The sequence below is a fragment of the Entomospira culicis genome (genome assembly GCF_028748145.1).
Lineage (GTDB): Bacteria > Spirochaetota > Spirochaetia > WRBN01 > WRBN01 > Entomospira > Entomospira culicis.
Genome location: NZ_CP118181.1, coordinates 164370 through 188444, shown reverse-complemented (window position 1 = coordinate 188444; position 24075 = coordinate 164370). Strand labels below are relative to the sequence as shown.

22 protein-coding genes and 3 tRNA genes are annotated in these 24075 nt (G+C 46.5%); 9 read left to right on the top strand and 16 right to left on the bottom strand.

Annotation, left to right across the window (positions count from 1 at the left end):
- The first annotated feature begins 60 nt into the window (after positions 1-60).
- From PVA46_RS00880 to ptsP, 3 genes are all read left to right on the top strand, one after another.
- Positions 61-522, top strand: coding sequence for a PTS sugar transporter subunit IIA (locus PVA46_RS00880; protein WP_167694895.1), 462 nt, complete (start codon positions 61-63; stop codon positions 520-522).
- Positions 523-549: 27 nt separating this feature from the next.
- Positions 550-1005 carry a PTS sugar transporter subunit IIA gene (locus PVA46_RS00875; protein WP_167694894.1) on the top strand — a complete coding sequence of 152 codons (456 nt, stop codon included), beginning with the start codon at positions 550-552 and terminating at the stop codon, positions 1003-1005.
- Positions 1006-1217: 212 nt separating this feature from the next.
- Positions 1218-3779, top strand: coding sequence for a phosphoenolpyruvate--protein phosphotransferase (ptsP, locus tag PVA46_RS00870; protein WP_167694893.1), 2562 nt, complete (start codon positions 1218-1220; stop codon positions 3777-3779).
- Positions 3780-3871: 92 nt separating this feature from the next.
- Here the strand turns inward: ptsP and PVA46_RS00865 are convergent, their stop codons facing one another.
- Genes PVA46_RS00865 through PVA46_RS00845 form a run of 5 tightly spaced genes read right to left on the bottom strand, consistent with a single transcriptional unit; the run spans position 3872 to position 7623 of the window.
- Positions 3872-4330: a hypothetical protein gene (locus PVA46_RS00865; protein ID WP_167694892.1), complete on the bottom strand. Its 459-nt coding sequence runs from the start codon at positions 4328-4330 to the stop codon at positions 3872-3874.
- Positions 4323-5066, bottom strand: coding sequence for a WecB/TagA/CpsF family glycosyltransferase (locus PVA46_RS00860; RefSeq protein WP_167694891.1), 744 nt, complete (start codon positions 5064-5066; stop codon positions 4323-4325). The genes PVA46_RS00865 and PVA46_RS00860 overlap by 8 nt, the downstream gene beginning before the upstream one ends.
- Before the next feature lie 7 nt (positions 5067-5073).
- Positions 5074-5817: an RsmE family RNA methyltransferase gene (locus tag PVA46_RS00855; protein WP_167694890.1), complete on the bottom strand. Its 744-nt coding sequence runs from the start codon at positions 5815-5817 to the stop codon at positions 5074-5076.
- Positions 5817-7241 (bottom strand): S41 family peptidase, encoded by a 1425-nt coding sequence (locus PVA46_RS00850; RefSeq protein ID WP_167694889.1) that lies wholly within the window; start codon positions 7239-7241, stop codon positions 5817-5819. Before PVA46_RS00850 ends, PVA46_RS00855 begins: the two co-directional genes overlap by 1 nt.
- A 58-nt stretch (positions 7242-7299) precedes the next feature.
- A complete protein-coding gene (locus tag PVA46_RS00845) occupies positions 7300-7623 on the bottom strand; it encodes an HPr family phosphocarrier protein (protein ID WP_167694888.1) in 324 nt (107 codons plus the stop codon).
- 179 nt (positions 7624-7802) lie between these two features.
- Here PVA46_RS00845 and aspS point away from each other — a divergent pair, with 179 nt between their 5' ends.
- The gene (gene aspS / locus PVA46_RS00840) at positions 7803-9581 is read left to right on the top strand and encodes an aspartate--tRNA ligase (RefSeq protein ID WP_167694887.1); all 1779 of its coding nucleotides are present in this window, start codon (positions 7803-7805) and stop codon (positions 9579-9581) included.
- A gap of 127 nt (positions 9582-9708) precedes the next feature.
- Complete coding sequence (locus tag PVA46_RS00835; protein WP_167694886.1) at positions 9709-10806, top strand: type I restriction endonuclease; 1098 nt, start codon at positions 9709-9711, stop codon at positions 10804-10806.
- 75 nt (positions 10807-10881) lie between these two features.
- Here PVA46_RS00835 and PVA46_RS00830 read toward each other — a convergent pair whose 3' ends face one another.
- Entirely contained in the window at positions 10882-11808 is a 927-nt protein-coding gene (locus PVA46_RS00830; RefSeq protein WP_167694885.1) for a lysophospholipid acyltransferase family protein, read from the bottom strand.
- An 84-nt stretch (positions 11809-11892) separates the two neighbouring features.
- Between PVA46_RS00830 and PVA46_RS00825 the strand changes: the two genes are divergently transcribed.
- The 3 genes from PVA46_RS00825 to PVA46_RS00815 all read left to right on the top strand — a co-directional run bounded on the left by PVA46_RS00825 (position 11893) and on the right by PVA46_RS00815 (position 15348).
- Positions 11893-14196 (top strand): S16 family serine protease, encoded by a 2304-nt coding sequence (locus tag PVA46_RS00825; RefSeq protein ID WP_167694884.1) that lies wholly within the window; start codon positions 11893-11895, stop codon positions 14194-14196.
- A gap of 40 nt (positions 14197-14236) precedes the next feature.
- Positions 14237-14310 (top strand) — tRNA-Pro (locus tag PVA46_RS00820).
- An 84-nt stretch (positions 14311-14394) separates the two neighbouring features.
- Complete coding sequence (locus tag PVA46_RS00815; protein WP_167694883.1) at positions 14395-15348, top strand: DNA cytosine methyltransferase; 954 nt, start codon at positions 14395-14397, stop codon at positions 15346-15348.
- Between the two features lie 182 nt (positions 15349-15530).
- Here PVA46_RS00815 and PVA46_RS00810 read toward each other — a convergent pair whose 3' ends face one another.
- Positions 15531-16076, bottom strand: a complete 546-nt coding sequence (locus PVA46_RS00810; RefSeq protein ID WP_167694882.1) for a hypothetical protein — start codon at positions 16074-16076, stop codon at positions 15531-15533.
- A 68-nt stretch (positions 16077-16144) separates the two neighbouring features.
- On the opposite strand from PVA46_RS00810, the gene PVA46_RS00805 reads away from it, so the two are divergent.
- Positions 16145-16216 (top strand) — tRNA-Gln (locus tag PVA46_RS00805).
- A 71-nt stretch (positions 16217-16287) separates the two neighbouring features.
- Here PVA46_RS00805 and PVA46_RS00800 read toward each other — a convergent pair.
- The 9 genes from PVA46_RS00800 to PVA46_RS00760 form a co-directional block, all read right to left on the bottom strand.
- On the bottom strand, positions 16288-16461 hold the full coding sequence (locus PVA46_RS00800) for a DUF362 domain-containing protein (RefSeq protein WP_167694881.1): 174 nt from the start codon (positions 16459-16461) through the stop codon (positions 16288-16290).
- Positions 16462-16537: 76 nt separating this feature from the next.
- The gene (locus tag PVA46_RS00795; RefSeq protein ID WP_167694880.1) at positions 16538-16870 is read right to left on the bottom strand and encodes a hypothetical protein; all 333 of its coding nucleotides are present in this window, start codon (positions 16868-16870) and stop codon (positions 16538-16540) included.
- 104 nt (positions 16871-16974) lie between these two features.
- Positions 16975-17793 (bottom strand): MBL fold metallo-hydrolase, encoded by an 819-nt coding sequence (locus PVA46_RS00790; protein WP_167694879.1) that lies wholly within the window; start codon positions 17791-17793, stop codon positions 16975-16977.
- On the bottom strand, positions 17794-19770 hold the full coding sequence (locus PVA46_RS00785) for a hypothetical protein (protein ID WP_167694878.1): 1977 nt from the start codon (positions 19768-19770) through the stop codon (positions 17794-17796). It lies immediately after the preceding gene.
- The gene (locus tag PVA46_RS00780) at positions 19770-20930 is read right to left on the bottom strand and encodes a tetratricopeptide repeat protein (protein ID WP_167694877.1); all 1161 of its coding nucleotides are present in this window, start codon (positions 20928-20930) and stop codon (positions 19770-19772) included. Before PVA46_RS00780 ends, PVA46_RS00785 begins: the two co-directional genes overlap by 1 nt.
- A 61-nt stretch (positions 20931-20991) precedes the next feature.
- Positions 20992-22476, bottom strand: coding sequence for a hypothetical protein (locus PVA46_RS00775; RefSeq protein WP_167694876.1), 1485 nt, complete (start codon positions 22474-22476; stop codon positions 20992-20994).
- A gap of 99 nt (positions 22477-22575) precedes the next feature.
- The gene (locus tag PVA46_RS00770; protein WP_212603834.1) at positions 22576-23484 is read right to left on the bottom strand and encodes a P-loop nucleotide/nucleoside kinase family protein; all 909 of its coding nucleotides are present in this window, start codon (positions 23482-23484) and stop codon (positions 22576-22578) included.
- 19 nt (positions 23485-23503) lie between these two features.
- The gene (locus tag PVA46_RS00765) at positions 23504-23851 is read right to left on the bottom strand and encodes a hypothetical protein (protein ID WP_167694875.1); all 348 of its coding nucleotides are present in this window, start codon (positions 23849-23851) and stop codon (positions 23504-23506) included.
- A 148-nt stretch (positions 23852-23999) separates the two neighbouring features.
- Positions 24000-24072, bottom strand: a tRNA-Pro gene (locus tag PVA46_RS00760).
- Positions 24073-24075: the final 3 nt, after the last annotated feature.

The following is a 24075-nucleotide window of genomic DNA, read 5'->3' as shown; positions in this document are numbered from 1 at the left end:
TTAAGAGAAACTAAAAGATTCAATATGAATTATTTTTTCAGCAATAAAAAGAGGTTTATCATGAAAAGAGCCGTTTATGCGCCCGTCAGTGGTCGTCCGGTTGCTCTGGAGGATGGCACCGATGTTGCCTTTGCCGAGAAGCTCCTTGGCGATGGCTACGCCATCAAACCTGGGAGTTTGGCAAAAATTATCCACTCCCCTGTGGAGGGAAAGATCGCCGTCATCAACTCTCACTTACACGCCGTAGCCATCACCTCTAATGATGGGTTGGACATTTTAGTACACGTGGGGGTAGATACCGTCGAACTTAATGGCGAAGGATTTCGCATCCTATGTAAAGTGGGGCAAAAGGTTTCGGTAGGAGATCCGCTCATTAAGGCAGATTTTGCCTACATCCGTGCCTACGCCACCGACGATATGGTCTCGGTTATCGTTACCAACACCAGCGATACGATGGTCTTTACGCCCGCGTCTCATCGAGAGGGAGTAAAATCTGGCGATCTATTATTTACTGTGGAATAAATAAAAAAGTGAGGAAGAGGAGACATTATGAAATCAGTGTATGCACCTGTCAGTGGTAAGGCCTTAGCGCTAGAAGATACCGTTGACCCCGTTTTTTCCGAAAAGATGTTAGGTGATGGTTACGCCATTGAACCCGATAAACAAGCAAAGATCATTCACTCCCCCGTAACCGGACGCATCGCCGTAGTTAATGGGCAAAATCACGCACTTGCCATCACCTCCGAAGATGGCTTGGATGTCTTAGTACATGTGGGCGTTGATACTGTCGATCTCAACGGCGAGGGCTTCAAAATGCTCTGCAAAGCCGGGGAGAATGTAGAGGTCGGGCAACCCCTTATGGAGGTAGATTTTAAATACATCAAAGCCTACGCCACCGACAACACCGTCTTTGTCATCATCACCAACACCACCAAAGAGATGGTCTTTGCCCCCACGCCCTACCGTACCGTAACTCATCAAGATCTCCTCTACAGCGTACGTTAAAAGGTCTCTTTTTAGATCGATCATCCTTAAAAAGAGTACATTCACGCTTTTGTATAATAGATGATTTGACTAAATACCCCCTTTTGCGGTATACTCTACATGAGTATGTATCGTTTTGTGCCTAAAAGTAGATGTTGATAAATTTATTTTAAATAAATAATGGTGCTCTATGAGTTCTTTTGGGGTTCATAGAGCCAACCGTTGGAGGATATATGATTTTTTTAGCACCCGCAACCGGTAAAGTTTTACCTATCAAAGACGCTCCCGACCCTGTTTTTGCCAACAAAATGCTTGGCGATGGCATCATTATTGTGCCCGATGGCAAGAAAGGCGAAGTCTGCTCTCCCATTAGTGGCACCATCAAGACGCTCAATCCCAGCCTGCACGCCTTCACCATCGAAGACTTTCAAACAGGCCTTGAGGTTCTCGTACACATCGGTGTCGACACCGTCTCGCTTCAGGGTAAAGGCTTTAAAACCAAACGCATCAAAGAGGGTTCGGTCGTCAAGGCAGGACAACCGCTCATTGTCGTAAACTACGATCTCATTCGCTCGCGTCAACTCTCCGACTACATCATGATCATTGTCATCAATCGCCCCAAAGCTGTCGTTAAAGATCTCTCTAATGGCTCGGTCAAAGCAGAAAGTCCGCTCTTCTCCATCGAAGAATCGGCCGCCCTCGCCCAACAGGAGAGTGCGACTAGCGATGCGCCATTGGTAACTTCCGACTGGATTGTCGTCAAAAATCCTACGGGTCTACACGCGCGCCCCACCGCTCGTTTGGTCAATCTCGCCCAGCAAGTAACGGGATCGGTCGTCATCGAGCATGAAAAAGGCAAATCTGCCGACGGGAAATCAACCACCGCCATCATGGGCTTAGGCGTTGCATCGGGCGATAAAATCCGTATCCAAGCTCCCAGTGAAGCTGATTTTAAACCAATGATTGATGCAATCAATGCAGGTCTTGGTGAAGATATTAGTGGTTTTGGCGGCGCATCTAAAACCAACACCGCGCCTGCACACAAAGAAGAGCCCGCGCTCGTCAAGCAAGACTTTGACACCAGCCAACAAGCGATCAAAACCTCAGGCGAGAGTAAATTATCGCTACACATCGCCAGCCCAGGTCTTGCCATCGGCAATGCCTTTATCCTCAAGCACGAAGATTTAGGGCTTGAGCCAAATATCATCGGCTCGGTGGAGGAAGAGGTTCAATTTTTACGCAATGCACTAAAAAAATCAGAAGCAAATATTCAAGCCGAAATGGCAGAAGCCGACAGCGAAGGCAAAGAGATCCTCGAAGCGCACCTCGCCTTCCTCACCGATCCCTCTTTTGTCGATGAGACCGAAGAGCTTATCGCTACGGGAAAAAATGCCGCTTGGAGTTGGCATCAAATTACCGAGAAGAACGCCAAAGAGCTCGCCGCCAGCGAAAACGAGTACTTGGCCGCCCGTGCTGCCGATGTAAAGGATGTCGCTAGACGCGTGCTCACCCTTATTCTTGGTGATGACGAGCAAGTGGTCTATCCAGAGAATGCCATCGTCCTCACCGAAGAGTTCTTCCCCAGCGATATCGGTCGTATGACCGCCAACGTCATCGGCACCACCACCATCCTTGGTACGCCCACCGGTCATGCTGCCATCATGATGCGTAACCGTGGTATTCCTAGCCTTTATGGTGCGCCCAAGAGCCTCACCTCGATTAAAAATGGCACAACCATCATCATCGATGCGCAAAAGGGCGAGCTCATTGTCGATCCATCCCCAGAAACGCTGAATCGCTACAAAGACGAGGCCACCAAGAGCGCGCAAATCCGTGAGCAAAATCTTGCGAATGCGCACCAACCAGCTACCACCACCGACAGACATACCGTCCAAATTTCGGGTAATATCTCCGACGTATCCGAAGCGAAAATTGCTATCGAGCGCGGAGCTGAAGGCTTTGGACTCGTGCGCAGTGAGTTTCTCTTTCACGATCGCGCCAAAGCTCCCTCCGAAGAAGAGCAGATCGCTATCTACCAACCCATCCTCGATGTTACGGGTGAAGGTCATCACGCGGTAGTTCGCCTGCTCGATGCTGGTGGCGATAAGCCCATCTCCTATGTACGCGCCGCTCCTGAGGAGAATCCGCTCCTTGGTATTCGTGGCGTACGCCTCTTTATCGATAATGAAGATCTCCTTCGCACCCAACTTCGCGCGTTACTCAAGTGTAAACCCTACAATAAATTACACATCATGATTCCAATGATTGCCGTCATGAAAGAGGTAGACATGGTGCGTGAAATTATGCACGATGAGGCAAAAAAACTCGGCATCAACACAAACGATTTACCTAAGCTTGGTATCATGGCGGAAACTCCTGCCGTCTGTGCGATGAGCGAGCAATTCGCCCGTCATGTCGACTTCTTTAGTGTGGGAAGCAACGACCTCACCCAATACACCATGGCGATGGATCGCACCCACTCACGCCTTGCCTCCGAGGCGAGCGCCGCAAACCCTGCGGTTCTGCACCAAATCCGCCTCTTATGCGAAGGTGCGAAAAAGCATAATACGCATGTCGCCGTCTGTGGAGGAGCTGCCTCTGACCCCATCACCGCGGCCGTTTTTATTGGTCTTGGTGTCGATGAGCTAGCCTGTTCGGGCGTATCAGTGCCACAAATCAAGGCGCTCATGCGCAAACACTCCCTCAAAGAGCTACAGGCCGTGGCGCAAAAAGCCCTCGCCTGTGAGACCGAAGAGGAAGTCAAACACGTGGTTACCCAAGCCCTTCAACTCTAAATTTTTCAGAAAGATAGAAATAAGAAGGGGAGTCAGTCATGACTCCCCGATCTTTTATTTACCATTTATTGCTAAATCATACAAAAAAAGAACTAAAGTCGCTCCTCTTCTAAACGTAACAGTTCATAGACGCTCTCCCAGTCGATCTTTGCACGTCGACTCATTAGCCAGCCGATGGGGCGAGAGAGGAGAAAGACAAAGAGAAATCCCAAGCCTACCGCGCCAATGCCAGGGGAAAGGAGAAAAAAGATCGGAATAAGCCTTGAAAAAAAAATTTGAAACGTACGGGCGCGATATTGCCCCTGATGAAGCATCGCCCGTAAACGACTTCCATCTTCAACCAAAAGTACCACTAGCCAGATAAAGTAAAGCAAGTGGCTCACCAAAACAATTACTACTAAGTTAAGCATATCAATATATCTCAAAAGATACCAATTGAGCATAAAATCTGCCAAAAAGAAGAGCGATAAAAAGAGCATCCATTCCAAAAATGCCTGACGTTGCTTCGCATGGAGAAAAATCTCGCTCAAAAAAAGGGCAAATCTATTCATCTACAACCATCCTCTTTAGCTTCATACGATTACTCATCAACATGATACCGTAAATAGGATAGACCAATAACCGTGAGAGCTTAAATCCACCTCGTTGATGCAACTCTTTTTGCATAGGACGCTTCTTCTTACCAATAAAAACATCAAAACAATCGCGACAATAGAGCGTAATCCCCGGTTTAAATTCGTTTTTATAGTGATAGAGCCAACGCTCCTGCTTGGGAAGTCCCTTGGAGGTAAGGAGTAACGTTGGCGAGGCCTTACGGATAGCCTCAATCACACTGGCTTCCTGCTCTGCCTTTAAGCCACCAGGATGATAGCCCACAAAGAGCATATGGGGGTAGCTTGCCCGAAGATTTTGATAAACCCGCACCGTACGCTTCTGCTTGCCACCCAGTACATAGACGCTAGTATTACGCACGCCCTCTAGCGCACCAAGAATGCTTAAGACCACCTCAATGCTAACCAAAGAGGTAAGCGCCTCGCGATAGACAAAGGATAATCCCTTAATAATACTGGGTTCAGCCGGTAATACCAAAGCTGATTGCTCGAGCATTTGCATGGTCTCGCGCTTTCTTCTTGCTCTAAACAACATATTATGCGTTAAAAAAATTACTTGATTGCTCTCTCCATTATTAATCAACGAGACAACATATTCGCGCAACTCTTGCACCGAGTCAAACGTATCTACTGGCACACCCAGTAATCTGAGCCTGCGCCTTCCTCTCTGTTCCATGAAAATCTTATACCCCTTTATACCGCAATAATGTATTGATAGCCCCTAAAGCATAAAGCCCTGCATGCTCGGTGCGCAAAATGGTCTCACCAAAATGATAAAAATATGCCCCGCGCGCAAGGAACGCCTCCACCTCCTGCAAAGAGAAGCCCCCCTCTGGCCCAACAAAAATACGTATCTGCTTTGCCGATTGCAACTGTTGTACAGATAACACCAAGAGATCTTGCTCTAACGTTGGCGCACTTGCTGGATGACAGACGATCTCTAATGCATCATCTGCTCTCTGCAAAAGCTCCCCCAATAAGCAAACTTGCTCTATCTTATTGTATACTAAGTTGCCCGATTGCTCAATAGCCTCGCGGGCAATTCGTCCCCAACGCTCGGTTTTTTGTCCACGCTCTTTAAAGTCGCTATGTTCGGAGATGACAGGTCTGACCGCGCTCACCCCCGCCTCAATTGCCATGCGTAAGATGTCGTCGAATTTGCTCGCCTTAGGATAGGATTGAACCAACGTAATCTCCACAGCAGGTGGCATAATTGCCTGAATCTGAAGTACCTCTACCTCAAGGCTACGCTTCTCGATTCTAGTTACCACAATTTCGGCAAGATGATAAGGAAGATAAGGCGATCGCGCTTGTAACTTCGCACCCACACGCATACGCAAAACATCGCGCAAATGACGCACGTGCACTTCATCCAGTAGAAGAGGCTCGCCAACAACCAACGGCTTCTCTATCCAAAGCAAACGCATTAAGGCGCACTCTGTAGCGTCTTTACAACCGTGGCAAGCGCGTAGTCATAAGTAAGATGATAAAGCGGTTGAGGAAGTTCCTGTAGCGCCTGTTTATAGCGAATATCCCACAGCAAGAAGTCTACAGGGAGAAGCCACTCTCGCGCTAATCTCACCACATTGAGATCAAACTCCTCCTCATCTAAGGAGCTCAAAAGCGCCTGATAGCTAGGCTCTAAGATCAATTGATTATAGGCATTGACTTGCCCTTGAGTAAGGGGAAAGGGCGATGGGATGCGATAGTCGGGAATAATGCCATCTACGCTGATGTTGCGCCCGCTGGCCGTATAGTAATGCGCAACGGTTAAGGTGAAGTACTCGCTAGGTTGGCTATCCAAAACCAAAACTGCCTGCACGCTCGACTTCCCATAACTACCTCGACCATAAATGGTTGCTCGTCCTAAATCTTGTAAAGCGCCAGCCATAACCTCGGCAGCAGAGGCAGTATTTTGATTGATAAGGATCACAATCGGCACATCAGAGGCAATCGAGATGGCGCTATTTGCCTTATAAAGACGCGTCTGCGCTTTGGCACGTGAACGGGTCTCCACGATTGTGCCTTCTGATAAAAAGAGATCGCTAGCATGGATGGCAGATTCAAGCTCCCCGCCCTGATTGTCCCGTAAATCGAGAATCAAGTGGCGCAGACCTTTGCGGTTAAGCGATAGAAGCGCGTGTTCCAATGCTTGCGCGGTTTTGGGTGTAAATTGGGTGATTTTAACATAGCCCAACCCCTCATCAATAAAATCAAAAAAGACCGTAGGCACTTCTACCTTCTCGCGCTTCATGCGTAAGGAGAGTAGTTGCTCATCGCGTAAAAGCGAAAGCTCCAGCTGACTGCCCACCGCCCCACGCAAGAGGTAGGTTATCTCATCAAGGCTCTTGCCCGTGATCGGCTGACCATTAATCATAAGGAGGTGATCACCCACCATAGCGCCAGCGCGCTTAGCAACGCCGTTGTCGTAAATAGTAGAGACCACCACGACACTGGAGTTAGCGTGAAGATAGCGAAGCTCCAAACCAATGCCACCATAATCACCTTGCACGCTCTCTTGCAGATGCATGGCATCCTCATTGAGAGCGTAATCAGCGTATGGATCGTTAAGATAGTTTGCCATGCCCAAGAGCGCAGCCGATAAGAGCTCGTAATCATCCACCTCTTCCACGTAGGTAGCAAGGATATAATTATAGACAGTTTCAAATTTCTTCACCTGTCGCTCACGACGGCGCTCCTCTAGTGTGGAGGCAGGCTTAAAGGCAAACTCATTGCGAGTAATGGTAATGCCCAAAAGCAGAATCACAACCAGCAGTACGGCGATAATCGAGAGGAAAAGAATTTGTTCATTACTAAAACGTAACGGTGACTCTTGTTTCTTTGGATTCATGCGTTGTTATTATCCCATATTTTCATAATAATTACAAGAGCCAACAAAGTAAAGCGCTCTATGATTTTTTTGCATTTTGTAGTAGAAGTGCCGCTTCGTCGTCGTCGAGCATGGGTATCTCTTGGTCAGTGAGGGTCTCTAGGTAGTGGCTCAGCTGTGCCAATGCGTCCTCTTCGTCATCGCCCTCTACCCAGAGCGTAACTTGGCTATCTTGGGTAACGCTAAGCTTGAGAACCTTTAAAAATTCTTTGGCATTGCAAAAAATTTCGCCTCGTTGCATTTTGATTTCCGAGTGAAATCGCTTTGCTTGCTCCACAAAGCCGGCTGCCAAACGCGAGTGTAGCCCGATGGGGCTGGTAATAGTGATGGTTTTTGATATCATTATGCTCATTCCTTATTCTTTAGAGTGAAAAAACATCGACTTTCTTGATGCTCTCCTTATACTATTTTGCACGACTTTTTCGCATTCGTCAAGGATTTATCGTCATAAAGCACTTGATTAATTACCAAGATTAAGCGTAAAATAGCCTTAACATTGATTGTCTTACAGGAGAGATACCTATGCACTTTAGCCAACGCACGCATACCATCGCCCAGCTTAATCAATCGCTAGTCGGGCAAACCATTACCCTTAATGGATGGGTTCACCGTCTACGCGACCAAGGGTCGCTTATTTTTATCAACTTGCGCGATCGCTACGGCATCGCCCAGTGTCTACTGGAGGATAACGCTCCGCAAGATGTCAAAACCCTCGCTAAAAGCCTGCACAATGAGTATTGTATCGCCATTACCGGCACTGTACAGGCGCGCCCCGATGCCATGATCAATACCAACATGGCTGGTGGCGATATAGAGATTATCGTAACATCCATCGAAATTCTCAATACCTCCCTCACGCCTCCCTTCATTATTAGCGAAGATGCCAGCCCCGCCAAGGAAGATCTACGCTTAAAGTATCGCTATTTAGATATGCGATCGGGGCGCATGCAACGCAATTTACGCATTCGTCATGAGGTGAATCTCTCGATCCGCAATACGCTAAGCAAGATGGATTTTTACGAAATCGAGACGCCCCTCCTCATCAAGAGCACTCCAGAGGGCGCGCGCGACTACGTGGTGCCTAGCCGTATCTACCCCAATCAATTTTTCGCTCTACCCCAAAGCCCGCAGATCCATAAGCAAATCTTGATGGTTGGCGGTTACGATCGCTACTTTCAGATTGCCCGTTGTTTCCGCGATGAAGATCCTCGTGGCGACCGTCAACCTGAATTTACCCAAATTGATATCGAAATGAGCTTCGTTCAACGCGACGACGTTCTCCAGATGGCAGAACATCTCTTTAGCACCGTCATGCAAGATGTCTTAAACTATCAGGTTGCCACGCCTTTCCCGCGCTTTAGCTATCATGAGTCGATGAACCGCTTTGGTTGCGACAAGCCCGATATTCGCTTTGCCCTAGAGCTTGAGGATGCTACCAAGTTTGTCCAAGCCAGCGAGGCTACCTTTATGCACGAGGCGCTTAAAGATGCCAAAAATAGCGCAAAAATGTTACGCATCGCCCACTATGCCCCCACCATGAGCCGTAAAGTGGCCAGCGAACTCGAAAATATCGCAAAAAAGGCTGGGCTATCTGGGCTTGCTTGGCTCAAAGTTACCGACACTGGCTTTGAAGGCGGTGCATCGAAGTTCTTTGCCAACACATTTGCCGATCTCACAAAAGAATTTTCTCTTCAACCTGACGAAGTGGTGCTTATCGCCGTGGGTGATTGGGCAAAGGTCTGTACGGCATTGGGTAACATCCGCACCAAGCTCGGCAACGAACTTAACCTCATCGATAAGAGCCAGTTCGCCTTCTGCTGGGTGGTAGACTTTCCCCTCTTTGCGTTTGATGAAGAGCGTCAAATGTGGCAACCCATGCACCACATGTTCTCCAGTCCCCAAGATCGCTTCATAGAAAACTTTGAGAAGAATCCTGCGGAAGTCTTGGGCGACCTCTACGACCTTGTCCTCAATGGCTATGAATTGGCATCAGGGTCTATCCGTATCCACGACCGTACCATTCAAGAGCGCATCTTCGCCCTTATCGGCTACGCCAAAGAGGTGGCTGCCGAGCGCTTTGGCTTTATGCTCGATGCCTTTGAGTATGGTGCGCCCCCCCATGGTGGGGTGGCTGCCGGTATCGACCGCCTTGTCATGTTAATGTGTGGCGAAGAGACCATTCGTGAAGTCATTGCGTATCCTAAGAATACCGCCGGCTTTGCCCCACTAGAGGAAGCACCCGCCCCCCTCGAAGAGACACAGTTGGAAGAGCTCCATCTTATCTTGAAAAAACCTAATTAAGCTACTAGAAAGAGAGCCAACAAATCGCTCTCTTTCTAGTAATAAAAATACTTTTTTGTATTGAATAATATTCTGTAATGTGCTATAATAGTGTATTATTACACACGCAAAAAGGAGTAAGGTTTTAATGGGATTTAGTGAAGATTTATATGCGCTAGGCAAAAAATACCAAGAGTACGAAGAAGCCGGTGGAAAAGAGGGTATTATGAAAGTTTTACCTCACGAGGAAGCCGTAAAAGCGGCAATTATTCGCCCCTTTATCAAAGTATTAGGCTACGATACTGCAAATCCTCTGGAGGTAATGCCCGAGTACACGGCGGATACTCCAGATAAAAAAGGAGAGAAAGTTGACTTTGCTATTATGCATAATTTCTCTCCAATTTTGTTAATAGAATGTAAAAAAGCAGATGCCAACCTTGGCAAACATAGTGGTCAATTATATCGCTACTTCTCAACAGAAAAAGCAAAATTTGCGTTACTAACAAATGGTAAGGAATATCGTTTTTTTAGTGATTTAGATGAAGATAACAAAATGGATACTGGGCATTTTTTACTCGCTGATATCACAAAGCTCAACGATGATGTGATCAATGATCTTAAACGATTTCGTAAAGATGCCTTTAATCAGGATGAACTCATCGAGTATGCCGAGCGCTCTAAATATCTTGCCTTGCTCAAAGAAAAAATTAAAAATGACTTTGAGAATCCAGAAAAGGATTTTGTCTCTATTCTCTACACGAGAATTAAAGGCCCCAAGGTTACAGACAAGCGCCTACCAGGTTATACGGAGCTAGTGAAAACGGCATGGATTCAATTGTTGAATGAAAATTTTAATGCTCGTATCGCGAGGGCTACCATGCCCGACACTGATCCAATTCAAGGATCTACAACCGAAAAAAAGGGTATTGAAACCACTGAAGAAGAGTTAGCTTTCTATAAAAAAGTTGTCAACTTACTTAAAGACGAAGTAAGTGCAAAAGATATTGCATACCGCGATGCTGTAGGACAATTTTCTATTTTATGGCAAGATAACCGTAGACAGCCGATAGTCCATTTCATATCCGAAAGTTCATCCGCATATAACGGGGAGAAAAGTATCACTCTTTTCCCCATTAATAAAGAAACTGGGGAAAAAACAGACTCTAAAATGACTATCAAGTCTATCAACGATATCAAGCACCACAAAGAAACAATGCTTGAGACTATTCAATTTTACCAAAAGTAATCTACCCCATCCCGTAAAATTAAATCAGAGGGATAACTCCCTCTGATTTATTGAAAAGCTATCTAAAATAAGTCCTTAAAACGCGCCATCTACGGCAAGACGCATCGGTTCTACATAATCGTGCAAGCTGTGGAGCTGTTGCATGAGATAGATAGGCACAAAGTCGCGCATCTCCATGCCTTGCGGGCAATTCTTTTCGGCGTTCTCCATAAATTCTTGCGAACTAATCGGTTTAGCAGCGCCCATCATCACCACGTTAGGTTGAGGCTCATCAGCACTCATCGAGATATCGCTTACCTTGAGAACTAAGCCATTTAAGCTCAAAAATTGAATATAGTCAAAACCACGCATATAGCTGTACATCTCGGGGATAGCCTTAGCCGTATCGGGTTGATTGGGGCGCGTACGCGTACCGGTAGGAAAGACCAAGATAGGATGTCCGCTATTTTTACGCTTGGTCATCTCTTTAATGGCCGAGAGGTTCATCTTCTTGTACTCGTTGAGCTCCTCACCCGAGAGCTTATCCAACGAACGCGAGGGCATAATTACAATGCGATTGTACACTTGGATAAAGGCTGCAATAAACCGATCGCTATCACGGCTTAACTTGACCCCAGCCATAGCGATAAGATTGTCGGCAAAGCCCTTCCCAATCGCAGGATCGTTATCGGCGAGGTACGTGATATTTGTGAGATCGAAGTTGGAGAAGTGCTCCGAGAGCACCAGCACCGACTTTCCCGACTGTGCCAACTTCCAACTCTCCGCCAAATGGTGCGCATCGATAATCTTACTCCCAGGCAAGATAAGCCCGCGCGCTAATAGATCGGCAGTCTCTCTAGCCTCAGGATTCCCCGCACGATAGACGGTCTCTGGCGTAACCACCTCGGTTACATCTTCAGGCAGAAGGCTCAGTAGCTTCTCTGTCTGCTCTACACTCGTTGCGCGGAAAAATCCATATAACTTATTCTCCACGCTTGCCAATTGCTCTTCTTGTTCTTTCATTCTTTTATGATAAAAGGATTGCCCACTTTTGTCAAGTTTTGACCCTTGCCATAAGCGGAATTTTCCTTTATACTAGATGATAATATGAACAATACCAACCCAATACCCCAAGCCCTTAGCCCTGAGCAAGCCTCCTTTGCCCTCCCTATCGTCGATCACAGCGAAACCGCGCACCCGATCGCTCTTACACAACCTTCGCTTCTCCCCACCTTTCATGCATGGCTAAAACAACCTCCTCGCCATCCCTTTCTCCTCGTTGCCCCACCTACGGCGGGCTATCAATCCTTTCTAACCAATGAAATTCCCCACACAAACCAAGAGACCATCAGCTATCTTATCTTCACCTACCCAGCGTTTCCGCTTGCGCCTACCCCGATGCAAGCACCCACGCTTCTGCGTCTTCCCCAAAATCAGGCCGAGCGCCTCCTAACCGATGTGCGCCTCTTCACCCAGAGCCTGCAAACGCTCATCCTCAATATCCCGCAACAGAGCTCTATTCTTCAACAAGAGGAAAATTACACCAAAGATCTTCTACGGCTAGAGCAACAATTGCTCACCCCCATCAAATCTTTGGCGAAAAATTTCCAGCTCTACATTGTCGAAGAAGAGAATTTACGCTTCAAAGCCTTTCCTAAATTTCAAGTCATGCACCAAGAGAACCTCTACAGCCTTGAAGAGATTGACCATCTTTACTACCAAAAAGAGCTCACCACCAGCGAGTGGCAGAGCATTCAACAACAATATAGTGCGATTCTTCATCGCTGGCAAGAGGCGATTAAAGTCATTCGTCAACAAGAGCTAACTTGGGAAGAGCGCTTTCATCAACACATCCGTCAATATAGCATCAATCAAATTAATCAGCACTTTCATACGTTTACCGACACTCTCCAGCAAACCGATCTCCTCAACTTTCTTACACGGGTGCAAGAAGCCCTTGTCCACACACTACACTTCACCCCATCCCCCAATCATCTCACCCTCTTTGAGGCGATGCCCCACCCCATCCAAGTGCAATGCATTCATAGCCGAAATCAAGCCTCACTGTGGGTTGCCTATGACGACATCCACAACCTATGGGGAAGCTACGACATCAAAGAGAGTGGATTACAACTGGAACCCGGACTCCTCTTGCGTCATCCACAAAGTGTCGTTTTCATACAACTCCCAGACCTCTTACGTCAAAACGATACGTGGCTCTCCTTTAAAGAGATGCTCCATAGCCAGAGCCTCTCCCTCGTCGCCGAGCAAGCCACGTTCCCCACCATCCTCACCCCGCTTACTTCGCGTATCGTGCTAATTGCCCCTCCCCTGCTCTACGAAACCATCCTCTACCAAGATGCCGATCTCCAACGCCTCTTTCCTATCTTTATTCTATGGCAAAGCGAAGTGCTCCACACGCCAACCATCCTCGGCACCTACCAACACTGGCTTACCCAGCAACTTTCTAGCTACGCCCCACAGGCAATCATCGATAGCGCCATTACCGAGCCGTTAATACGCCACTTTATCCACATCAGCGAGAATCGTAAAACCATCAGCACCGAATTCGATCTACTGCAACCGATACAACATTATCTCACGCTCTTTAACCCACCACTCACCCCAGAGAGCATCCAGCAGGCCATTCTCTGGGATCGTCAACAGAAGGCTCATTTATGGCGACAAATGCTTCAAGAGATCGAATTTGAAAGTGTCCACATCCCCACGCAAGGCATGGCTGTGGGTAAGGTTGTCGCGCTGGTTGTTATCGATATTGCCCAAGAGAGCTATGGGCTACCCACCCTGCTTAGTGCCACCGCCGCCGCCGGCAAAGATGGATTGATCAACATTGAGCGTGAGGCGGGTCTCTCTGGCGAAATCCACGACAAGGGGGCCTTCATCGCGGATGCCTATATCCGTCAACAACTTGGGCGCTACACCAGCTTGAGCGTAAGCGCTAGCCTTGCCTTTGAGCAGACCTACGATGGCGTAGAGGGCGACTCTGCCACCGCCGCTGAAGTCGCTACCATCCTCTCCGCTATCGGTAACATCCCGCTCAAACAGAGCATCGGCATTACCGGAAGCATGAACCAACATGGCGAACTCCAAGCCATCGGTGGTATCTCCCAAAAGATCGAAGGCTTCTTTACCCTCTGCCAACAGCGCGGACTCACCGGCGAACAGGGTGTCATTCTGCCTGCGCAAAACATCCAACACCTGCTACTCTCTTCCGAAATTATCCAAGCCATCACCGAAAAACGCTTCCACCTCTGGCCCTGCACCCATATCCACCAAGCCATCGCCCTGCTTAGCGACCTCAACGTAAGCCCGCCCGATGCCAAACATCGCTACCCCAAAGGCAGCTTCTTTCACCTTGTTGAAGAAGAGCTCAAACGCTTCTCTAGCTAGTTGACTTTTTTTCCATTTAAGGGTAAAATAACAAGCATATCGGGTTGTAGCCCAGTGGTCTAGGGTATCAGTCTGGGGGACTGAGGGTCGGGGGTTCGAATCCCCCCAACCCGATTTTTTATGTACTCCCACCCCTTAGCCAGTTGACAATATCAGCATGTCATAAAACCTTTTTTGTAAAACGTAAAGGTGCAGGCGATGACTACCATCAGTTTTTTTGCAGGCGTCGGAGGCATAGACTTAGCCTTTGAACAAGCCGGATTTCAAGCCATCTGGGCAAATGAGATCGACGGCTATGCAGCCCAAACCTATCGTGCAAACTTCACGAATCCACTCATTCAAGCAGATATCCGCACCCTAGACATAGAGACGATTCCCGATGCTGATATTTTATTAGCTGGCTTTCCTTGTCAAGCTTTTTCTGTTGCTGGTTACCGAAAAGGCTTCTACGATGAACGTGGCAACCTCTTCTTTGATCTTTTAAAAATCATTGAAGCAAAAAAGCCTTCTATTCTCTTTTTAGAGAATGTGAAAAATCTTGTAGGACATGATCAGGGCAAAACCTTTCGTATCATCATTGATGCTTTAGAGATTAATGGTTATTTTGTTAAATATCAAGTGCTTAATGCGGCGCATTACGGAAATATCCCCCAAAATAGAGAGCGTATTTACATCGTAGCATTTAGAAAAAAAGACCATTACTTTCACTTTGACTTTCCCAAACCACAGGAACTGACCACGCAACTTAGCGATCTTATCAACTATCAAGATAAGGTTGACGAGAAGTATTACTACACCAGCGAGAAGAATGACTTTTACCCTATTTTAGAAGCAGAAATGCAACGTATTGATACACTTTATCAATGGCGTCGTCAGTATGTGCGTGAAAATAAATCAGGATTATGTCCCACGCTTACGGCTAATATGGGCACTGGTGGGCATAATGTTCCTCTTGTTAAGACCCCATTAGGCATCCGAAAGCTTACGCCAAGAGAGTGCTTTAACCTCCAAGGGTTTCCTAAAGAGTTTAGGCTTCCTCTCATTGCACAGAGTAAACTCTACACACAAGCAGGAAACTCTGTAGTGGTTAGCGTCATTCATGCGATTGCGCAAGAGATAAAAAAAGCGCTCAATAAACGCATCATCAATTAGAATACAATCAACAATTAGAATACAATCAACAATTATATTAAAAGTTGATCCGGCAGCCTGATGTAAAGAGAATTAATGCGCCGAATCATCTCAAAAAAGAACCCTTTTGCTCCTGCGCTTCATTCCTTACATAAGATACATGATTATGAAAAACAACATAGAAGAGTCAAGAAGCTACCGCTCTACAACAAGCGTTGTAAGTCAAACTCAATACGATTGCGACGCTTCATTTGGAGATTACGCTCGCGGTTACCTAAAAAGTCGGCAGTAATTGTCCCGTTCCACTGATTGCCGCGCACAATCTGCTCCATCTGCTCGCGGGTAATGGTGATGCGAATATACTCTTTCTTCTCTTTGCCATCTTTCATGCGCTCTTCGATAGTCGTGTTAGCCGAGGTACTCTCGATATGCACACCATTAAGCATAAGAGAACGTACGCCTAAAGCAATATTTTGAAGCTCCTGATTGGTAACCGTACCACGGCGATACTCAATTTCACTCTCGATCTCTACCCAATAGCTCTTCTCGCCGTTGTCGTTGGTGCTGTGCCCAAGGTGAATATCCATGGAGAGTTCAGGATTACTGCGCTCCATCTCAAATTCGGCAATCTCCAGATACGTCTCTTGCACCCAATCACCACTACTACTGCGTACCGTGCGTTGTTTTATGCCAGCAAATACAACAACAGGAACCATCAATAAAACCAAAGCTAATAGCTTCTTAGACATAATTTTTTCTCCTTGGTATAAAAAAACGATTGACTTTTTTATCAAAATACGATAGGATGAAAGAACAGTTGGGCGTCGACAAGTGGTAAGTCAACTGACTCTGAATCAGTCATTCGGAGGTTCGAATCCTTCCGCCCAAGCTCTTTAAACCAAACAAAAGTGCGTGGTAACTCTTATTTAATAAAAGTTGCTACGCACTTAATGTAACTAACTACTCAGGACTGATAGCTGTGGTTGGGCAAACGCCTTCACAAGCTCCACAGTCGATGCAGATTGCAGGATCAATATAGCGAGCGTTATCAACTTCGCTAATCGCATCTACAGGGCAAACTGGCTCACAAGCACCGCAATTGATGCATGTATCTTTGTTTACTAAACGTGGCATAGCTTCTTCTCCTTTACTTTAAAAATTTTTCTACTGCCTTAATTATAGTGCTATTTGACAAAAATTGCAAGTAGACCTAATTAAAGCGTCGCTTCTCTCTAAAGGTGCCATCGCCATCGACATCTCGTTCTATCATCACGATATAGACGCCATCAAGGTAATGAATAATGATATCGATACGTCCATCATGATCGCTATCAATCTCTTGACGCTCGAGCAAACCTTTCGCATCATAGTAGTAGAACGTGTCAAATTGACCATCACCGTTAGAATCAATCGCTTTGTACTGCAATGTACCGTTATTGGTTCTACGCTCCTCATAGCCTTGTGTCTCTGGCTGTTGATTTGCTCCAAGCAAACTCATTGTTGATAGAATGAATAAAAATCCCCATACGCTTCTCTTCATCATACGCTTAGTCTATCAATACTCTGGATTTTAATCAAGTAAATTTGATACATTTACGCGAAATTCTCCAAAATACGACTCCTCCTCTCTCGTTTTTTGTCCAAATATTACGCCAAACCACGATACACCGCGCTCGCCTGCGCGTGTGCACACACATGACTTTGCCAACGCCCTGCATGAGCTTGCGCCACCTCATCCCTTACCAGCTCCACCCGATTGTTATCTTTAGAGAGATGGCATAAAAAGAGTTGCTTCAAATGCGGACTATGCGCAATCTTTTGTAAAAATTGCACTGCCTGCTCATTAGAAAGATGCCCCTTACGCCCACTAATACGACGCTTAAGAAAGGGGGGATAACGCCCCGCCTGTAATAATTCCTCATTATAGTTTGCCTCCAAAAAGAGCACATGGCTATAATATGCCATACGATACATTGGTGGTAAAATTACCCCAGTGTCGGTAAGCACCATAAAACGAATCCCCTCCAGCTCTAACAGATAACTCAAACTCTCCGGCGCATCGTGTGAGGTAGCAAAGGTAGAAAATCCGCCCTCACTCAACGAATAGTTTGCATCCAAAGCGATACTCCAACTGCGCAATTGCGGAAATTTATCCAACAAATTCTCCAGCAAAATCGGCGCTCCAACCACCAAGGCATCCAAATGTGAGGCAAGCTCCCCCACTCCCAAAAGATGATCCTGATGCGTATGCGTACAGAAAATCGTCGTTGGTTTAAAGAGCGAAAAGCCAAGCATCTGCAATCGTTCGATAATAACCTTCGCCTTAAACCCCGCATCTACCAAAAAGAGATGCCCTTGCGTCTCAAATGCATACGCGTTACCACTACTGCCCGAGCCCAACACCGCATAACAAACCGCATGAGGCACCCCAGATCGTTGCGCCTGCGTAATTCCTTCGATACACACCTAGCGCCGTTTCTTTTTAGAGTTCTCAGGCTCAATCGGTGCAACAATCGGAATAACCTCCTCTGGCGTAGCCTCCGCAGGCGTATTAACCGAAGGACTCTCGACCACCTTAGGTGGTGGCGGTGGTGGCGCTTCAATCTCAATACGCAATGTCTCTACATCATTAGATTGCTTCAATTTAACAAAAAGCAAACGGTTGACCGCGTCATAAAAATACCCACTGTTCACACCATTTAAGTTCGAACTCAGATTCAATCGCTGTCCACCCAAGCTTACCCCTAAAACAGGACGCACCAAATGCGTAAGTACCAAGTAATGCGTGTCGCGCCCTTTATATTGAACAGTCAACTGTAAGAGCGTGTCACTCATCGTGCGTAACGTCGCATCATCGGCAATCGAAAGGATCCGTTGCTCACGTCCCACCGCCACTAAATGAACCTGCGGTAAGGCAAAGGTGTCATAAAAGAGACCAAAAAAGTGCTCCAAACCCCAATACACCTCACCCACCTGCGGTCGACCCTCTTGCCATAGCGCCAACGTCGGAATCTCGCCATTGCTATTGGCAAAATCTAACGCACCAAAAATTAAGCTCTCGCGCATCTGCTGAATAGGACGATTTTTAAGGTAATTCATATTGACATTTAACTGCTCCAAGCGTCTCAAAACATCGGCATACTCCAGCATCGCACCCAATAAGAGTGTATCATTGTGGAGGAGATAGATGCCCTTCTTCAAAAAGACCAAATGTTTCTCGAGCGCCTCTAACTGTCGCTGTATTGCTAAAAGATTCTCATTCGTCGACTGATTGGTGAGCGCGCCCATCAAAAAGTCAATCTTATTTAAAATAACATTAGGGGTATCATTCACATTAACCGTACGCGCGAGTACCGTAGTCCTATTAAGAAGCAACGGAGCCTTAAGCGCCATCTCGGTATAGAGATGTTTGTCAACAAACAACTTACTACTATCGCCCAGCACTTGTTGCCAAGCGCGCTCTTGTACGGCAAACGTACGTTGATTTTTCGCCCAGATCGCCACCATATCACCGCTCATCGGGGTGAGCCAGAGCGGAAATTCGTTGGCACTAAGGAGATTTTGCGACCTAGTATTATCCCAAAACTGCCCCACGCGATTACGAGATTGTGCCTGCCAAAGCTGGGTTAGCGTTGCCTCAAGATTAAACACCTCGCGATTTTCCCCATCTCTCCACAGACCATTTTGTGGATTATACCGCTGTTCAAAGAAAGGAAGTGCTCGGCTCAAATACCGTTGCACCACACTATCATAGCGCTCAAAGCTAAGAAGATCTTGTGCCTCTTCCAGCCATTGACTAAATTCCTTTGGTTGCCCAAAAAGATTACTGCTAATTTGAAGCCGATCAAAACCGATCTCGTCCATCCAGATCAACTGCATCTCATTTTGCTCAAAGTTAAACGTGCTTATCTCAAAATCACCTTCTACGGCATAATTTTGCGCACCAAGCTGAAAGCGCACGCCAAGGCCATCATCCACAATACTTACATCAGCATGAGGCACAAAACGTAAACTCACCATCTGCGCCTGATAGGGCATCTCGCTGTGCTCCACATCCAGCGCAAATCCCTCGTCAAACGAAAAGAAGTGAAGCTCTAACCCCTGCGAAAGGTAGACAACAAATTGCTCCACATCCACCTCTTTATAGCTTAAAACGCTAGGAAAGTGCTCCACCCCATTCGTATCAACAATACGCACCGCCTGAGGTTCGCCTAGGGGAAAGTAGCCATAACGCGAGTCAATGCGTAAATCGGCTAAATCGCGCAACATCTCGTCGCTATGCCAGCGCCCCTGCACCAAAAAGTTGCCCATACGCACCGCAAAAAGGCGATCGTGCTGTTGCCAAATAATCCACCCTAAAAGCAATCCACCCATCAAATAGACAAGCGGAATACCCACTACAAAAAAAGAGCGAAATCTACTGCCTACGGTTCTCTGTATCATTATTGAAGCTCCTGCATGCTCTCCATCTTACGGCGTTGCTCGGCAACATGACGCCCAAATCGCGCGCGATCGCCCTCTTCGGCTAAATCGAAATAACTCTGCGCTAATCCGTAATCTTCTTGCTCCATCGCCAACATTCCTAATGCATAATTAATCAGCGCTTCGGAAGCACCCAGCGCTAAAGATTCATTATAAAATTCCAATGCACGATCAAAGTCTTCTAAATGAAAGGAGACCAACCCCATATAGTAATAGGCGCTCCATAAATTGGGCATCACCTTAGAGGCTTGCGTAAAGAGCTCCAAAGCTCCTGCATAATCCTCCTGTGCAATGGCATCGCGCCCTTGCTCCATTAAGAGATTGAAGCCCGGACGGCTAAAGTATTGCTCGATGTCGCTCGTCAACCCGATAAGTTCACTATGATTATTGCCACGCCCCGTCAACTCACGCGTAATGATCATCCGCATCGTGGCGTTATGCTCGTTCATGAGATAGTTGACCACGGCCCAAGAGTGCGCCAAGGCGCTCTCTAAATTATCCTCAAAGGCCTCATCGTCTAAAGACAAAAGTTCGCTCAACGTAAGCGCGCGATCGGTACGTACTAACTGTAAGCGATCGAGATAAAGATGATTTTCACGCACCGCAAAACCCGAACCATCCTCGCTAAGTGTGGCAATCTCAAAGTAGAGCGCTAATCCTTCTCGTAGCCAGCTCGACATCTCCGGAGCTACCGCAAAAAGGTACTGCAAAAAGCCATTCTTCAAAAGAGAGGCGCGCATCGCATCCTCATCGGCACGCGGGTAGACAAAAAGCACGCTCATCTCTGGGCGCTTAGCGTTGAGTAAAAAGAGAAAATCCTCTCGATTGCTCAAATCAAATTCAGCAGGAAAAGTGGACAAGGCCGCTAAGTAGCTACTATGATTGGCAAAGATACGTACGCGAAAAGGCCAGTCGGCAGTTTCATTGTCAAAATATTGTTGAAAGAGGCGTAAACTCGCCTCCAACTGCACGGCAATCGCGCTGGTTTGACTCTCATCAAGATCGCTTTCTAGTTGGTAGGATTGACTTGATTGGGTGATGCGCCCACGAGGCACCGAGGTTTGCGCCGTTGCCGACCAACCAAAGCCCATGGCTAGGATAATTAATAATACTTTTTTCATTCTGTTGATGCCTCCGTCCTCTATCTCTCTATTGAATTATATCAAAAATTTAACTCTCATGCTAGTAGCGATCGCTACCTTCATCGCCACTAGGCATCGCCCCATAAGCACTCTCTGGCGACAGGGTGGCATCCGTTTCATAGAAGCGCAGGATGCGTGCATGAAATTCTTCCATCTCTTGACGCACAGTATCACTGATATCGCCGTACTTTAAATGGTGTTCAATCAAGATTTTTGCTTCATTTAAATAGTAGCGCGCCTCTAAGGTTTGACGGGCAATTTGCTCTTCTAACGCCTCTAATTTAGATTGAAGCTCCGCTGGTTTTGGATCAACAAAGCTCTCTAGTTCCTCTCTAAGTGCTTGCTCCTGCGTTCTAAGCGACGCTAAATCATACAAAGCGATACGCGCAATTGCATAGCGAGGTTGATAATACTCTTCAAGACTAAAGGCAGCCTCCAAAAAGAGTTTTCGCGCACCGATAAAATCTTCTTGCTCAAAGAGTTGCATACCCGCAAGATAAGCTTGATGATGATTCTTCGTATTGCCTAAATGCTCACGCAAAACAATCTGAATGTCCTGCGCAAAAAACCCATCCAAGCGCTCGGCCAAAAGCGCATTGTTGGCTTGAATCACCGCCAATAACGTCTCCTCTTCAGGCACAATATACTCAAGCTCTGTCAATAAGTACTGAAATTCCCAGCTTACATCAGGCAGTGCATCTTTCTCTAGCGAATAGGCACTATAAAGATAATGAATAAGCAGCCAAGCATAGCGCGCATCATCACTAAAAGTGTAATACTCCTCACCCCTCTCATCGGTGCTTAAGGTGTAAAGAGCAGGAACGCTCGTGATATTTTTATAGAAAGTGCGGTTGCGGATAATCTGGCGAATATCAATGTGCAGGTGGATATCCTCAAAGTAAAGGGAAAAGCCATCACGCAAGAGCATAGGCAGGGTGGGCATTGCGATCGTGGCGAATTGAATAAACCCTTGACGTCTTAATAATTGCTCTCTGCGTAAAGGATTAGTAACCCCATAAAGGTAGAGAACGACCTCACCATCAGCCTCTTGCACGGTGATAAAATCTGTGCGCTGATGAAAACTCTCATCGCCACTAAGGGCAACTAGTGCCGACTGAAAATCCTCTTGTTTGGTAAAATAACGAACCTTAAAGGGATGCCTCTCTCCAAGAATTTGGGTAAAATTCAAAAAGTACCACGGCGCCTGATAGTATTTAGCGTAAGTCGTAAGATTTTGCATTAAAGATTGCGCTTCAGGCGTCTGCAATAAGTCGTTGGTTTGTCCGTTGTAAATTTGGTAAATGACTGTTTTGGGGACAAAAAATGCTGGAATATCGGGATAAACACTCTCTCTAAAACCTTCTTTAGGCATATCCTCGGAGGTAGGCAAGACGTTTTCAATGGGGGTAGGAGAACTTTGCGCAGGGATATTATCGGCTAAAGGCGCATCTGCCTCCAGCTCCTGTGCATTTATTGTCCATGGCAGAAATACTAATATGACTAAAAGTCGACGTACGCTCATCATTGCTCTCTTCTTTCCTCGTTATCGCAAAAAATTATTGACTCTCTCTTAACCTATCGGTAAAATCCTCTAAAAATTATGATTGACCAGCAAAAAATTGCCTTATTTAATCATTTTACCTACCGAGATATGGACTTCTTTTAAAATTACGCCCGTATACTTCTCGATACCCCGTACAATAAAGGTCTGCAGGTCATAAAGCGTCTGACTCATCTGGGCTTTGTAGGTCGTGGCAATGGTCAGACGCACGATAAATTGATCGCCATTAGTGCGACGAATACGCACTTTTTCTGGACGAATCGAGCCATCAAACTCCTGCACACAGTGAAGCACCATCTGACTAATCGCCGCTTCACTAATGGTAACTGCACCGCGTTTACCATCCTGAAATTGCGGGCGTACCACCGTTTTTTCCACCTCTTGATTGGTCTTTTTTTTAAAAAATCCCTTCGATCCCTTAAAAAAGAGACTAATCCTATCATAAATAAGATGAGGCAAACGCTGTTGAATCTCCACTACAGGCACGGGAATAACGTGCTTACCCTCACTACGGTTACGCCGCGCAATGGCGATCTCCTCGGGGGTAGAGATCTCTTCAATACGGATAATTTTGAAAATTTCAGGCAAATTGAGCCGTTCGGCAATCTTCTCTACCATGCGGTCGCTAGTGCCAAGCAAGAGAATCTTCTTAAATTTGACACTCTCTAGCGCAGTAATCGCCTCTTGACGGTGTAAAGCCTCATCAAAAATCGCTGTACGCACCGCATTAAGCGAGTAGCGCTCATTCTTAGCGCTCTTGCCGGCAAGGATTTTATTACGCAAGATCAAGAGCCCATCATCGACAATAATATCGATGTCATGCTTCTCGGCAATCAACTTTGCCCTAAAACTCTTGCCTGTCCCGCTCTTTCCCACCAAGGCATAAACCTTGACACCTTTTAGTATCCAGCGAATATTTGTAATCTGGTTTATGACCTTAGCGCCAAAGCTTGCATCATCTTTGTTCGCCATCGGTTTCGCTCTCTCTTGCCTACAGTTGACCAATATCCAATAGATACTGCATTAGCTCTTGAAGATGATCAATTTCATGTCGCTTGGCGTAGCGATCGATCATCTCGACAATCTCTTGCCACTGCCCATCACTCAATTGCTCGTGCGCACTCTTTTCTAGTTCATTATGAAAAAAGTCAATCACACAAGCCAGTTGCTCTGGCGAGGTAGCATGCGCGTCATAGAGCTCTCTAGCCATAGGTTCTGGAAGCCCCACAATACGCACAAAGTAATCAGCAATCGATGCCTCAACGTCAAAGGTGGCATCCTCTCGTTGATGCTTATGCGCCTGCTTAACTTTGCTTAAAAAATAGTTCGATGCTTGCATGCTTCTCGCCCCTTCTCCACCTCTTTAGTATAACGCATTTTACTGATTATTACTAGTGGGTATTGCTACGATTTAAAGAGAAAAAGATCTCTTCATATAGAGATCTTTTTGCTTTCCATTAATAATCACTTTCTTCGTGATTGATAAGTCGGGATGGCAGGACTCGAACCTGCGATATCCTGCTCCCAAAGCAGGCGCCATAGCCGCTAGGCGACACCCCGATT